At 65.6% G+C, this 13,894-nt stretch carries 12 protein-coding genes; 4 read left to right on the top strand and 8 right to left on the bottom strand.

Features of this window, described 5'->3' with window-relative positions:
- The first annotated feature begins 31 nt into the window (after positions 1-31).
- The 4 genes from CV770_RS21085 (at position 32) to msrA (ending at position 2,450) form a co-directional block, all read left to right on the top strand.
- Positions 32-880, top strand: a complete 849-nt coding sequence (locus tag CV770_RS21085; protein WP_201759959.1) for an enoyl-CoA hydratase/isomerase family protein — start codon at positions 32-34, stop codon at positions 878-880.
- A 110-nt stretch (positions 881-990) separates the two neighbouring features.
- Positions 991-1,413 (top strand): OsmC family protein, encoded by a 423-nt coding sequence (locus CV770_RS21080; RefSeq protein ID WP_104463686.1) that lies wholly within the window; start codon positions 991-993, stop codon positions 1,411-1,413.
- Between the two features lie 21 nt (positions 1,414-1,434).
- Positions 1,435-1,905 carry a cupin domain-containing protein gene (locus CV770_RS21075; protein WP_104463685.1) on the top strand — a complete coding sequence of 157 codons (471 nt, stop codon included), beginning with the start codon at positions 1,435-1,437 and terminating at the stop codon, positions 1,903-1,905.
- 29 nt (positions 1,906-1,934) lie between these two features.
- Positions 1,935-2,450 carry a peptide-methionine (S)-S-oxide reductase MsrA gene (gene msrA, locus CV770_RS21070; RefSeq protein WP_104463684.1) on the top strand — a complete coding sequence of 172 codons (516 nt, stop codon included), beginning with the start codon at positions 1,935-1,937 and terminating at the stop codon, positions 2,448-2,450.
- 17 nt (positions 2,451-2,467) lie between these two features.
- Here the strand turns inward: msrA and CV770_RS21065 are convergent, their stop codons facing one another.
- From CV770_RS21065 to CV770_RS21025, 8 genes are all read right to left on the bottom strand, one after another.
- On the bottom strand, positions 2,468-5,314 hold the full coding sequence (locus tag CV770_RS21065) for an ATP-binding protein (protein ID WP_104463683.1): 2,847 nt from the start codon (positions 5,312-5,314) through the stop codon (positions 2,468-2,470).
- Between the two features lie 160 nt (positions 5,315-5,474).
- Positions 5,475-6,629: an MFS transporter gene (locus CV770_RS21060; RefSeq protein ID WP_201759958.1), complete on the bottom strand. Its 1,155-nt coding sequence runs from the start codon at positions 6,627-6,629 to the stop codon at positions 5,475-5,477.
- 1,221 nt (positions 6,630-7,850) lie between these two features.
- The gene (locus CV770_RS21050) at positions 7,851-9,083 is read right to left on the bottom strand and encodes a Zn-dependent hydrolase (protein WP_104463681.1); all 1,233 of its coding nucleotides are present in this window, start codon (positions 9,081-9,083) and stop codon (positions 7,851-7,853) included.
- On the bottom strand, positions 9,076-9,861 hold the full coding sequence (locus tag CV770_RS21045) for an ABC transporter ATP-binding protein (protein ID WP_165637583.1): 786 nt from the start codon (positions 9,859-9,861) through the stop codon (positions 9,076-9,078). Before CV770_RS21045 ends, CV770_RS21050 begins: the two co-directional genes overlap by 8 nt.
- Entirely contained in the window at positions 9,858-10,631 is a 774-nt protein-coding gene (locus CV770_RS21040) for an ABC transporter permease (RefSeq protein ID WP_104463680.1), read from the bottom strand. Before CV770_RS21040 ends, CV770_RS21045 begins: the two co-directional genes overlap by 4 nt.
- Positions 10,632-10,702: 71 nt before the next feature.
- Positions 10,703-11,647, bottom strand: a complete 945-nt coding sequence (locus CV770_RS21035; RefSeq protein ID WP_104463706.1) for an ABC transporter substrate-binding protein — start codon at positions 11,645-11,647, stop codon at positions 10,703-10,705.
- A 105-nt stretch (positions 11,648-11,752) separates the two neighbouring features.
- Positions 11,753-12,481 (bottom strand): histidine utilization transcriptional repressor HutC, encoded by a 729-nt coding sequence (gene hutC, locus CV770_RS21030; RefSeq protein WP_028142736.1) that lies wholly within the window; start codon positions 12,479-12,481, stop codon positions 11,753-11,755.
- On the bottom strand, positions 12,478-13,836 hold the full coding sequence (locus CV770_RS21025; RefSeq protein ID WP_104463679.1) for a formimidoylglutamate deiminase: 1,359 nt from the start codon (positions 13,834-13,836) through the stop codon (positions 12,478-12,480). Before CV770_RS21025 ends, hutC begins: the two co-directional genes overlap by 4 nt.
- Positions 13,837-13,894: the final 58 nt, after the last annotated feature.

The raw sequence follows: 13,894 nt of genomic DNA, 5'->3' as shown, positions 1-13,894 counted from the left end.
GATGCGAACCCATACATCAGGAGTGCAAGCAATGAACCGTCCCGAACCCACCTTTACGACCGAGCAGATCCACCTCGAGCGCCGCCTGCCGTCCTACTGGCGTGTCACCTTCGACATGCCGCCGGTGAATATTTTCGGCCCGAAGCAGTTGCCGGTGCTGGGCGACATCGTCACCAGGATCGAGACGGATCCGGACGTGAAGGTCGTGGTGTTCGACAGTGCCGTCGAAGGCTTCTTCATCACCCATTACGACTTCCTCGCGCCGCTGGAAGAGTCGCTTCGTATCCCGCGCGGGCCGACCGGGCTCGAGGCGCTGCCAGACATGCTGGTGCGCCTCAGCCGCGCGCCGGTCGTCTCCATCGCCGCGATCCGGGGCCGCGCGACCGGCGTCGGCAGCGAGCTCGCGCTCGCAAGCGACATGCGTTTTGCCAGCCGCGAGAAGGCGATCCTGTCGCAATGGGAGGTCGGCGCGGGCCTCGTGCCCGGTGGCGGGCCGATGGCGCGGCTGCCGCGCCTGATGGGCCGCGGCCGTGCGCTCGAAGTGCTGCTCGGCGCCGACGACATCCATGGCGATCTCGCCGAACGCTACGGTTACGTCAACCGGTCGTTGCCGGATGCCGAGCTCGATGGTTTCGTCGAGGCACTCGCGATGCGCATCGCCTCGTTCGACAAGGAGGCGATCGCCCAGACCAAGCGTCTTGTCGATGTCGCAAGCCTGCCGCCGGACGCCGAAATCAAGCCGGAGTGGGACGCGTTCCTGGCCGCGCTCGGTCGCCCCGCGAGCCAGACCAGGATCAAGGCGCTGATGGCGCGCGGTTTCCACCGCTCCGGGGACGTCGAGAACCGGCTCGGCTTCCACGTTGGACAGATCGGCAGCTAACGGAACCGTTGCGACGCTCGGCCGGTTGGAGCGGCGGCAGGCGGTCACGCCGATGCCGCCTTCCACCGGTACAGAGCGTTGGTGCGCAAAAACAAACGAGGAGAATTGAGATGATCCGCAAGGCAAAAGCAGTTTGGAAGGGCACGGGCCGCGACGGCAACGGTCAGCTCTCGAGCGAATCCGGCGTGCTCAGTGAAACGCCCTATTCATTCAAGACGCGCTTCGAGAACGAGAAGGGCACCAATCCCGAGGAGTTGATGGCTGCGGCCCATGCCGGCTGTTTTACGATGGCGCTGGCCTTTGGTCTTCAGATGGCAGGTTTCACGCCGGACGAGCTTTCGACCGAAGCCGCCGTGACCCTGGAGCCCGAAGGCAAGGGCTTCAAGATCAGCAAGTCCGCGTTGACCTTGCGCGCCAAGGTGCCGAACCTCGACGACGCCGGTTTTGCCAAGATCGCCGGCGAGGCCGAGAAGAACTGCCCGGTGTCGAAGGTGCTCAACGCCGCGATCACGCTTGACGCCAAGCTGGGCTGACTGAACGCAGGGAGTGCTGCCATGTCTCGCCAAAATCCGTCTCGCCAAAATCCGTCTCGCCAACATCAGCCGGATGAGGACAGGTTCCGGGCGATCCTGCCCGAGGATATCGCATGGCAGCCCTTCCCGGCATTCCCGCCGGGCGCGCGGTTGGCCGTCATGGTGGGACATCCCGCCGAGCCCGGGCCTTACGTGGTCCGGGTCAAGGTGCCCGGCGGCACCAGGCTGATGCCGCACAAGCATCCGGAGGACCGCATCTACACGGTCATGTCGGGCGTGTTCTACATCGGGCTTGGCGAGAGTTTTGATGGCGATAAAGTCAGAGCCTATCCGCCGGGCAGTGTTATCGTGCTGCCTGGCGAGACCTGGCATTTCCATTGGGCGAAGTCCGGCGAGTACGTTACGCAGGTGAGCGCGATCGGGCCGCTGGGCCTCGAATACCACGACGACAAGGATGACCCGCGCTTGCGTGCAGTTGCAGAGCAAAGGTAAGCATCTCGACGAAACCAAGGAGCGTACAAATGACGACGGAACGCGCAGTTTTGGCCGGAGGCTGCTTCTGGGGCATGCAGGATCTGATCCGCAAGCAGCCAGGCGTGATCTCGACACGCGTCGGCTACACCGGCGGCAAGGTGAAAAACGCGACCTACCGCAACCACGAAGGCCACGCCGAGGCGATCGAGATCATGTTCGATCCCGCCAAGACCAGCTACCGGACCATGCTCGAGTTCTTCTTCCAGATCCACGATCCCACCACGCTCGATCGCCAGGGCAATGACCGAGGCACCAGCTATCGCTCCGCGATCTTCTATGCGAGCGATGAGCAGAAGAAGATCGCCGAAGACACCATTGCCGACGTCGAGGCGTCCGGCCTGTGGCCCGGCAAGGTGGTGACCGAGGTCGCGCCCGCAGGAGATTTCTGGGAGGCCGAGCCCGAGCATCAGGACTATCTCGAACGTTATCCCGACGGTTACACCTGCCACTTCATCCGGCCCGGTTGGAAGCTGCCACGCCGCGCTGCGGCGGTGGGAGGCTAGATCGAGACGCCGCGCCGTCAGGCCCGCGATCGCGCGATCAGATCGCGGGCCATGCGCATGTCGGCGATATCGGAGCCTTCGGTAAACGTCCCGCAGACGTTGTCGAGAAGCGCCCGAGCTTCCGCGCCCCGGCCGGCTCCGATCATGGCGCGCGCGAGGCTGGTCGCGCAGCGCAGCTCCCAGAAGCGCGCGCCCTGCTCGACGGCAATGTCGATGGCCTCGCGAAAGTGCGCCTCGGCCTGCTCCGAATGCCGCGCGCTTCTGAGCATCAATTCTCCCTTGATGCGGAGCAGCTCCGGCAGATACCAGCGCTCCTGCCGGTCGTTGCAACGGGTCAGGACGTCTTCGATCACGTCGAGGCCACGGTCGACCTGGTCGGCTTCGAGGAAGCACGCGGCGAGCTCGCCGAGCAGCGGGAGAAAGCGCGGCAGGAAGCGCGCATCGCCGGCGCGGTTGAGCTCTTCGCGCAGGAGCGGCAGGCCGGTGGCGATGTCGCCGCGCCTGGCCACGACCGCGGCGTTGAAGGCGCGTGCCCATAGGCCCCACAACCGGATTCCGTGGCGCTCGGTGTGTTCGAGCAGCTCGGCGCCGTGGCGCTCGGCGGCATCGAAATCGCCGGACCAGAACGCGATCGGGCAGGCGGCCTGTCCCAGCACGCTGCAGAAGGTCAGCGCATGGCCGTTGGCGCGGCCTTCCTCGATGTTCTTGGCGGCGAGCGCCTGGGCTTGGTCGGCGAGGCCCTGAAGCCACAGGATGCGGGCCCGGAAATATTGCGTCGATATCCTGAGATCGAGCGGGAAGATTTTTGGCTTCTCCACCAGCACATGCAGCGAGGCGTTCACCCGATCGATACGCTGCCGCGCGTCGTCCTGGTCCCCGAGATAATGCAACGCGACAGCCATCAGGCGGTCGCCCAGCATAAGATCGGTGCTGTCGGGCGAATTCGCAGCCGCGTTCGCAAAGCGCTCGGCGAGCCCGCGGGCCTTGCCGAATTGCCCGTTGTTGAACTGGTCGATGCACAGGCCCCAGAGCGCCCGCAGCCGGAAGTCCTTGTCGTCGAGGCTCTCAGCCAGCTCGAGCGTCGTCTCGAGGATCGGGCGCGCCTCGCGCGCGCGGCCCTCGCCATACATCAGCGACCAACCGAGTGCCGACAGGAGCTGCATGCGGATGCGGTCGTTGTCGCCGTCGTCTCCAAGCGCCGCCAGTGCCGTTCTGCTGCGCTCGCGGCATTCGGCGAACAGCGACAGACGCACCCACAGGGTGACCGCGGCCGCCGTCAGCGCAATGCCGAGCCTGGTGTCGCCGTCGGGCGCGAAGGCCCAGTCCAGCGCCGCGCGCACATTGTCGAGCTCCCCACCATAGGTGCCGAGCCATTCGGGCAGCGGCGTCGACGTGTCCGCCCCCGCGCGCTCGAAGAAGTCGCGAAAGTGCTCCGCATGACGCCGCGCGAACTGCCTGGCTTCGCCGAGCTCGTTCAGTTTCCCGAGCGCGTAGGTGCGCGTGGTGTCGAGCAGGCGATAGCGCAGCGCCCGCGAGCCGGATGGCGAGATCAGCGATTTGGTGACCAGGCTGTCGATCGCCTCCAGCGTCGCCGAGGTGCTGAGGCCATCGCCGGACGCGACCGCGGCGGCCGCCTCCGGCGCGAACGGCCCTGCGAACACCGACAATCGTCGCAAGGTGGCGCTTTCCGCCGGAGGCAGCAGGTCGTAGCTCCAGTCGAGGGCGGCGGCGAGCGTCTGGTGCCGCGGGACAGCCGTGCGCCGTCCCCGCCATTGCAGCGAGAAGCGGCTGTCGAGCAGGGAGGCGGTGCCGGCGATGCCATACGCATTGACACGGCCCGCCGCGAGTTCGATCGCCAGCGCAATGCCGTCGAGGCGCCGGCAGATGCTGGCGACAAGCGGCGCCTCTTCCGCGCTGAGCTGGAACGGCCCGGAGCTCTGCGCGATGCGCTCGACGAAGAGCTGAGCCGCGGGGTAGGCGAGAACCTCGGCGACGTCGAGGCCGTCGCGCTCGGGCGGACAATCCAGCGGAAACAGCCGGAAGATCCGCTCGCCTTCGCTTCGGAACGACTCGCGGCTGGTGGCGAGAACCCGAAGCTGCGGCGCTTCGCGAACGATGCGCTCAACGAGAGGCGCCAGGGTATCCAGCACATGCTCGCAGCTGTCGAAGATCAGCAGGGACGGTCCGGTCTTCAGAAATGTCAGAATGGCCGGCGTCGGATCCTCCGCGCTGACGGTCAGTCCGAGGACGGCGGCGATGCTGGTTGGGACATGGCTCGCATCCCGCAGCGGACCGAAATCGACGAAGAAGACGCGGCCGTCGAAATCCGCCGAGCGGCGATGCCCGACCGTGACGGCGACGGCGGTCTTGCCGATGCCGCCGGGACCGACCAGGGTCATGAAGCGATAGAGCGTCAGGCCGTTCGAAATCTTCTCGATGACCTCCTCGCGTCCGACCATCTTCGCAAGCTGGGCGGGCAGGGAGCGGGGAGGAATGATTTCGGCGGCAGCTGGCGCGACCTGCGAGGGCGCTTGAACGAACGGGGCGACAAAGCAATAGCCACGGCCGGGTACATTGAGGACATAACGGGCCGATTTGCCGGTATCGCCGAGCACCTTGCGCAACGCTGCGACATGGAAGCGCAGACTGCCCTCGTCGACATTCACCTCGGCCCAGATGCGCTTGACCAGCTCTCTCTTGTCGATGACTTCTCCGGGGCGCTCGGCAAGCAGGATGAGAATATCGAGCGCGCGGCCGCCGACATGAAGCGGCTCCCCTTCCTTTTCCAGGAGTCGGGACTTGGGAAACAGCCGAAATGGCCCGAATGAAATGGCCGAGTCTTGGTTGTTATTGTGAGCTGGCACGTGCCATTGCCCCCCGCAACGGGAGTCAAAAGGTATTTTATTCTGGTCTAGCAGAACGAGGCGTCCAGTAAACTGGCCGAAAGCAGCATGGCTGGCAGACGTGCGCAGATGGCTTGGGTCGGCTTCGGCCTCGCCTGAATCATGCTGGAAATGGAAGGGGTTAGGTCGCCGTGGTCTTACCCGGGTCCTTTGTGACGATGTGTGCCGTCAGCGTGACCAGACCCATCAGCGCAGCCAGTAGCCAGAACGCCATGGGCAATCCGCCAAAACGTGCGACGAAGCCGACGCCGGCGGGGCCGATGAGGATTCCTGCGTAGCCCGCGGTCGTGATCGCCGCGACCGCAAGCCCCGTGGGCATCACCGTCTGCCGCGCCGCCCGGCGGAACAGCACCGGCACGAGATTCGACGCGCCGAGCCCGATCAGCAGGAATCCGCCGATGGCGACCGCTGCAATGGGCGCCGTGAGCAGGACCACGAAACCGGCGATCGCGATGAGGCTGCCCCAAAGCAACGTCGTGCGGTCGCCGATCCGCGCGACGACGGCGTCGCCGCCGAGCCGGCCCGCAGTCATCGCGATCGAGAACACGATATAGCCGGCGCCGCCTTGCGCCTCGGTGACGAGACCTGCGCCGATGACGAGCAGGGCGCCCCAATCGAGCATCGCACCTTCGACCAGGAAGGTGATGGCGCCGAGCAGCGCGAGCAGCAGCACCGATCCGTGCGGCAGCACGAACAGCGGGCCCTCCTGCACCTGCACCGAGCGAAGCAGGCGCGGCGAGGTCGCGACCATCGCGATCAGCATCAGGACGGAGCAAATCAGCGTGCAGGCGAGCGTTCCGAATTGCAGCGAGAGCAGCGCCGTCATCAGCGCGGATCCGGCGAAACCCCCGATGCTGAACAGGGCGTGGAAGCCGGACATCAGCGGGCGGTGCGCGGCGCGCTCCACCTCCACGGCGTGGATGTTCATGGCAACGTCGATCGAGCCGAGCGCGGCGCCGAATGCGAAAAGCGCCAGAGCCAGCGTTGCGGGCGTAGCCGCAATCGCGAGCAGGGGCAGGACCAGCGCCAGCCCGAACCCGCCGGCAATGATGATCGGCCTGCTGCCGTAGCGCGCGCTCACGATTCCGGTCACCAGCATCGCGATGACCGAGCCGATGCCGAGGCTGAGGAGCAGCAGTCCGAGCACGCCGTCATCGACGCCGAGCCGCGTCTTCGCGAACGGCACCAGCGGCGCCCAGCACGAGATGCCGAAACCCGCGACAAGAAAGGCAAGCCGGGTCGCAAGGCGGGTCGAAGGCCGGTCGGCGGAAGACATGGAAACTCCGGGAGAGCAGGCAGGACGATCGACAAGCCCGACGATTGTCGCGACTTTATGTCTGTAGCGCGCATGAGGTGCCGCGGTTGCAGGGGCGCTTCGGTCAATGTGCATTCGATCGTTGGAACCGGTGCAGACCGTCTGCGTGTAGCCCGGATGGAGCGAAGCGCAATCCGGGACCGATCGCCCGGCATTTCGCACCGTCCCGGATTACGCTGCGCTGCATCCGGGCTACGCGATCGTGCCTGTGTCGCGCTCTGTCAATCCGCTTCGCTAAAAATATTCCACTTTACCGAAATTCGGTTTCGGCGTATGTGTCGCCCATCCCGGCTCATCCAAGAGGGGCGATCATGTGTCGTCACTATCGCGAGCCGGGCTTGCGGTGGACGCGGCAGCGTCGGCACGAGAGGCGCGGGCAGGGCGGGTAGTCCCTGTGAGCCCGAGGCTTCGTGCGGATGAGCGGCGCTGCTAGGCTTCGTCTCGTCTGCAAGTTTCCGGCTCCGTCGACAGGGCTGGAAAAACTGCGGCGAAATGGCGGGCCGTGCGTACGGCAAAACCGTGTGGTCCTGGCCGTCGTTGCTACGGTCAAGCTTCCGCGGAGGTGCGAGCGAGCCCAACCGGGCAGACTGCATCATCCAATTCGCGGGGCGAGGGAGGCCAGAAGGAATGGTCGGCTCCCGGGAGATCACGGCATAAGCCGTCCGACCACCGCGCAGGGAAGGCCGAGTGATCGGCACCACCTGTATGCTGCCGTGCGGTTCTTTCTGCGTGTGCTTTTCGCGCAGCGGACCGCGGCTGCGAGCCGGCACCCGGCCTTCCCTGCGCCCTCTTGGCTATGAGGGTAGCGAGATGAAGCAAAGCTCGGGCGAAATGCGCCGCGAGGACGCGAAGGCATGTCTGCGGCACACACACACACACACACACACACACGCTGTCATCGCCCGCGAAGGCGGGCGATCCAGTATTCCAGAGGCAGTTGTGACGGAATCGAGAAGCCGCGGCGTACTGGATTCCCCGCTTTCGCGGGGAATGACGGCGTCGCTTGGAGAACCAAGCTGTCACCTCATACTCCGTCATTGCGAGGAGCGCTTGCGACGAAGCAATCCAGAATCTCTCAGTGGAGAGACTCTGGATTGCTTCGCTTCGCTCGCAATGACGGTGGAGAGGGCGGGCGTCATAACTCCGCTCTCGAGCCCCGACGCAGCGCCTTCCTGGCTCGTTCTAACCCGCAAGGATCCGCCGGCAGGCGTCGACATACACCTCCGCGCCGGTGACGATGTCGGCGTCGGCGGTGTTTTCGGTCCAGTGATGGCTGATGCCGCCGATCGAGGGCACGAACAGCATGGCGGCGGGCATGACGGTTGCCAGCATCTGCGCGTCGTGGCCGGCGCCGCTGGGCATGCGAATGGATCGTCCGCCGGCCAGTGCCTTGCTCGCGGCTTCGATTGCGTCCTGAAAGCCGGGATTCATCATGGCGGGCGCGCCGGTGCGAATCTTCTCGACGGTGACGCTGCAGGGACCGTTCGCGCTGGCCTCGTCCGCCATGGTCCGCAGCAAATGCTCCAGCCGCGCAATGACGGCCGGATCGTCGTCGCGGATCTGGAACAGCATCTCGGCGCCGCCCGGAATGATGCTCGGCGCGCCGGGATCGAGCGTGATGCGCCCGGTGGTCCAGACCGTGCGCGGACCGCAGGTATCAGGAAAACGCTGGTCGATCGCGACGCAGAATTTGGCCAGCGCCAACCCCGCATCCTTGCGCACGGCCATGCGCGTGGTGCCGGCGTGATTCTGCTCGCCGGTGAAATTGATACGGTACTGCCAGATGCCGACGATGGAGGTGACGACGCCGATCGCGAGCTTGCCGCTTTCGAGCGTGTCGCCCTGTTCGATATGCGCCTCGAGATATCCGACGTGGCGGCCCGGCTCGACGCCGACGCGCGCGCGACCGGCGAGCCCCATCTCGGCGAGCGCATCGCGCATGGTGCGGCCGCTGGTGCGGTCGCGCGCAGCGTCGATCTCGGCTTCAGTCACCTGGCCGACATAGGAGCGCGAGCCGAGGAAGCTGCCGAAATGCCCTTCCTCGTCGCACCAGGCGGCGACTTCCACGGCGCCTTTGACGGTCGGATCGGCATTGAGCACGCGCGCCGCCTCGAGCGCATAGACGACGCCAAGCGGGCCATCGAGCCAACCGGCAAAATTCTGGCTCTCCAGATGCGAGCCGGCAAGCAGTTTCGGCGCTGGCTTTGCGCTGGTGCCGAAGACGTTGCCGATCCCGTCGATCGAAGCGGCGAGGCCGGCGCCGGGCAGCTTGCGCACCAGCCAGTCGAGCGAGAGCTTGTGCGGCTCGGAGAAGGTCGGCTTGTGCACGCCGGTCTTGTAGGCGCCGATGGCGCGGAGCGCATTGAGATCGGCGAGGACGCGTGCGCCGTCGGCGGAAGGACGATTGTCAGGCATGCTCAGTAACCTTCAGCGCCTCGGTGCGGATCTCCTCGACCAGCCGTTCCTTGAGCTGGACGAATTCCGGCGTGGTCTTGATCTTGTAGGAGCGCGGATGCGGGAGGTCCACTGTGATCTCGGCCTTGATGCGGCCGGGGCGCGCGCTCATGACGATGACGCGGCTGCCGAGGAAGATCGCTTCCTCGATGTCGTGGGTCACGAACAGCACGGTCTTCTGGTCGCGCTCCCAGATTCCGAGCAACATCTCCTGCATCAATGCGCGGGTCTGGTTGTCCAGCGCGCCGAACGGCTCGTCGAGCAGCAGGATTTTTGGATCATTGGCGAGCGCACGCGCAATCGCGGTGCGCTGCTGCATGCCGCCGGAGAGCTGCTTGGGCCAATGGTTCTCGAAGCCGGACAGGCCGACCTGACGGATGAAGGCGTCGGCGATCTTGTTGCGCTCCGCCTCGGACACGCCGCGCTCGCGCAGGCCGAAGGCGATGTTCTCGCGCACGGTGAGCCAGGGAAACAGCGTGTAGGACTGGAACACCATGCCGCGATCCGCGCCGGGGCCGGTGACCTCGCGCCCGTCGAGCGTGACCCGCCCGCTGGTCGGACGATCGAGCCCCGCAACGATGCGCAGCAGTGTGGACTTGCCGCAGCCGGAGGGGCCGAGGATGGTGACGAAGTCGTTGTTGCCGATCACGAGATCGGTCGGCTCCAGCGCCTTGGTCGGCGCGTTGCCGTGGCGAGCGGGGAAGGTGCGCGAGACCTGCTCGACCTTGAGGATCGTCATGCGAGCCTCCACGGAAACAGCCAGGCGTTGAATGCCTTGAACATGAAGTCCGAGAGCAGGCCGATCAGCCCGATCACGATGATGCCGAAGATGATCTGTCCGGTGTTGAGCAGCGCCTGGCTGTCGGTGATCATGTGACCGATGCCCGAGGACGAGCCGATCAGCTCGGCAACGATGACATAGGTCCAGGCCCAGCCCAGCACCAGCCGCAGGATTTCCGCGATCTCGGGTGCGGAGGAGGGCAGCAGCACGCGGCGGATGATGCCGCGGTCCTTGGCGCCGAGTGTATAGGCTGCCTCGACCAGATCGCGCCGCGTTGCGCCGACGGTCACCGCGATCATCAGGATGACCTGGAATACCGAGCCGATGAAGATGACGAGCAGCTTCTGCAGTTCGCCGATGCCGGCCCACAGGATCAGAAGCGGAATGAAGGCGGAGGCAGGCAGATAGCGCGCGAAGGAGACGAACGGTTCGAGGAAGGCTTCGACCGGCTTGTAGGCGCCCATGAGAACGCCGAGCGGCACCGCGATGGTCGCGGCGAGCGCAAAGCCGCCGACGACGCGCCAGATCGTCATGCCGATGTCGTAGATGAAGCCCTGCTTGGCGAGGAGGTCATAACCTTCCTGCACCATCGTGAGCGGGTTGGCGAGAAAGGTCTTCGACACATAGCCGCCAAAGGTCGCCCACGACCAGAGGGCAACGAACACCACGAAGAACGCAAGGCCGTAGGCCACGCGCTGCTTCGATGTAACAGGGTCCAGGGGACGCATCACTGTCTATCCGGGCGATGAAGAGAAATGCCGGCCCCGCCGCAAGACGGGACCGGCAGCGCTAGAAGAAGCTACTTGATGAAGCTGGCGTCGAAGAGATCCTCGACCTTCGGCGCGGCCTTGATGATGCCGATCTCGAGCAGGAGCTCGGCAGCCTCCTTGTTGAAGGTCAGGAAGTCGCCGGCGAAGAACTTCTGGTTCGCGGCCTTGTCCTGCCAGCGCAGATATTTCGCCGAGTTGCCGAATTGCTCGCCGCTCTGCTTCACGTCCGCGCCCATGATCTCGTAGGCCTTGGCCTGGTCCTTGGCGATCATGTCGAGCGCCTCGAAATAGCTGTCGGCAAGCGCCTTGGCGGCCTTGGGGTTCTCCGTCAGGAATTTCGGCGTGCAGCCGAACGTGTCCATGACCATCGGATAGTCGAGCGTGGTGGCGATGATCTTGCCCTTGTCCGGCGCGGCGCGCACCGTCGACAGATACGGCTCATAGGTCATCGCCGCATCGTTCTGGCCGGAGACGAAGGCCTGCGCGGCCGCGGCCGGCTCGAGGTTGACGACGGTGACGTCCTTCACCGTGAGACCGTTCTTCTTGAGCATCCAGGCCAGCGCGAAATAGGGCGAGGTGCCGGGCGCGGAGGCGGCGACGGTCTTGCCCTTCAGGTCCTTGATCGCGGCGACATCGTTGCGCACGGCCATGCCGTCGGCGCCAAAGCTCTTGTCGAGTTGGAAGATCTGCTTGGTCGCAACGCCGTTGGCGTTCCAGGAGATCCAGGTCTCGACCGTGGTCGCCGCGCACTGGATGTCGCCGGACGCGATCGCGAGGTGGCGGTCCTTCTGCGGGATCTTCTTGATGGTGACGTCGAGGCCGTTCTTCTTGAAGATGCCAGCCTCCTTCGCCAGCGTCAGCGGCGCGAAGCCGGTCCAGCCGGAAATGCCGATTCCGACCTTGACGTCGTCGGCGAGCACGGGAGTGGCGGCCGAAAGAGCAATGATTGTCGCAAATATCGTCGAACTACGCATGATTGTCGTCCTCTTGCCGATCGATGGATTGACGTCCTGTTGATCATTGTCGGTCCAGATGGACCATTGCCCGAAGCGCTGCACGATTTGTGCCGACACATCCTCTCAGCCTCCCTTGAATCGCGCGACAAGGCGGTGAGAGTCACCGGGATAGAGCAGGCGCACGGCGGTGATGGTGCGTGCGCTGCGCCAGGTGTAGCGGTCGATCACGAGGCAGGGCGCGCCGACGGCGATCGCGAGCGCATCCGCCGTGCGATCGTCGGCGACGATGGCGCTGATGGTGTGCTCGGCCTCCGTCCACGGGACATGATGAAGCAGCCACGACCCCGGCGGTTCGCGCGCGAAATCCGCGGTTGCGGCCTCCGGCACCGAGGACAGATCAATCAGCCTGTCCTCGACCGCAAAAGGCACTTTGTCGGCGCTGTGCCGGCAGGTGATCGCGACCACCTTGCCGGCCTTTTTCACGCCGAGACGGTCACGGTCGGCGGCGGTCGCAGCCCGCAGCTTGCGACCGATCAACTCGTAGCCGTAGCCGCGCCCCAGTGCGGTGATCTCGGCGCGGATGTCGGCGATCTTGAGAACCGCCGACTGATGCTGCGGCCGGCGCACAAAAGAGCCGGCCCGCCGCCGCCGCTCGATCAAATCGGCCTGCGCGAGCTCCGACAGCGCCTTGTTCACCGTCATGCGCGAGCAGCCGTAACGGGCCACCAGTTCATGCTCGAACGGAATGCGATGCCCGGGCGGCCATTCGCCGGTCAGGATGCGCGTCTCGATGTCGGCGCGGATGCGCTTATAGAGCGTGGGCTTGTCGGCGGCATCGGTCGCGAGACTCATGCGACGAGCCTCCGCACCGCAGCGTTGAAGCGCTCGCGCGCCGCCTGACGCAATTGGTGCCGGCCGCCTTCGACGACCTTGTGGCCGCCGGCCCAGACGCAATCGATCGCGCCACTGCTCGCGGCAAAGATCCAACCGTCGATGGCTGCGTCGCCGGCGCGCCCCGATAGCGAAGGATGTGCCGTGTCGAGCGTGACGATGTCGGCGCGCGCGCCCGCGGCGAGGCCGACTTTGGGCTGCGCCAGCGCTTGCGCGCCGCCTGCAAGAGCATGGTCGAATAATGTGCGACCGGTAGAACGGCCCGCGCCGCTGGAGAGCACGTTGCGCTCGCGATGCTTCAGCCGCTGGCCATATTCGAGCTGGCGCAATTCGTCGGCGACGCCGACGAGCACATTTGAATCTGTGCCGACACCAAACGCGCCGCCCGCAGCGAGAAATTCGCGCGCCGGGAAGGTGCCATCGCCGAGACTCGCTTCGGTAACAGGGCAGAGGCCTGCTACCGCGCCGGTCTTCGCGAACGCGGCGACTTCCTCATCCGTCGTGTGGGTCGCGTGGATAAGGCACCAGCGCCGGTCGAGGGGCGCGTGCTCCAGCAGCCATTGCACCGGGCGCCGTCCCGACCAGGCGAGGCAGTCCTCGACTTCCTTCACCTGCTCGGCGGCGTGGATATGCACCGGCCCGCCGTCGGCAAGCGGAATGATCGCCGCGAGCTCGTCAGGCGTCACCGCGCGCAGGCTGTGCGGCGCGATGCCGATATTGGCGTCGGGCAATGCGCTGATCGCCTTACGCGACGCAGCTATCAATGCCGCGAACTGATCGACCGAGCAGATGAAGCGGCGTTGGCCGTCATGAGGCGCCGCGCCGCCGAAGGAGCCGTGCGCATAGAAACTCGGCAGCAGCGTCAGGGCAATGCCGGAGGCTGCGGCAGCCTGCGCGATGCGCGCGGCCATCTCGGCGGGATCGGCATAGTGCGAGCCGTCGCGATCATGATGCAGATAATGGAATTCGCCGACGCGGGTAAATCCCTGTTCGAGCATCTCGACATAGAGAAGTGTCGCGACGGCGGCGACGTCATCGGGCGTCATTGCGAGGGCGAAGCGATACATCGTCTCGCGCCAGGTCCAGAACGTGTCGGTGGAATTGCCGCGCAGCTCGGCGAGGCCCGCCATGCCGCGCTGGAACGCGTGGCTGTGCAGGCTCGCCAATCCTGGAAGCGCAATTCCGTGGCGCTCGTCGCCGGCGGCCGGCTGCACACCCGCGGACACCGCCGCGATCGCGCCGGCGGTGATCACCACCTGCACGTCATTGGCCCAGCCCGAGGGCAGGAGCGCGGAGGCAAAATGCAGTCGGGTCATGATTACACGCCGGCTGGACAGAACGGTCCCACGATTATATGTCTAGACATATAAGTCA

This window comes from Bradyrhizobium sp. AC87j1, assembly GCF_002936975.1.
GTDB lineage: Bacteria > Pseudomonadota > Alphaproteobacteria > Rhizobiales > Xanthobacteraceae > Bradyrhizobium > Bradyrhizobium shewense.
Note: the sequence above shows the minus strand (reverse complement) of the source record. Positions and strands in the feature narration are given on the sequence as shown.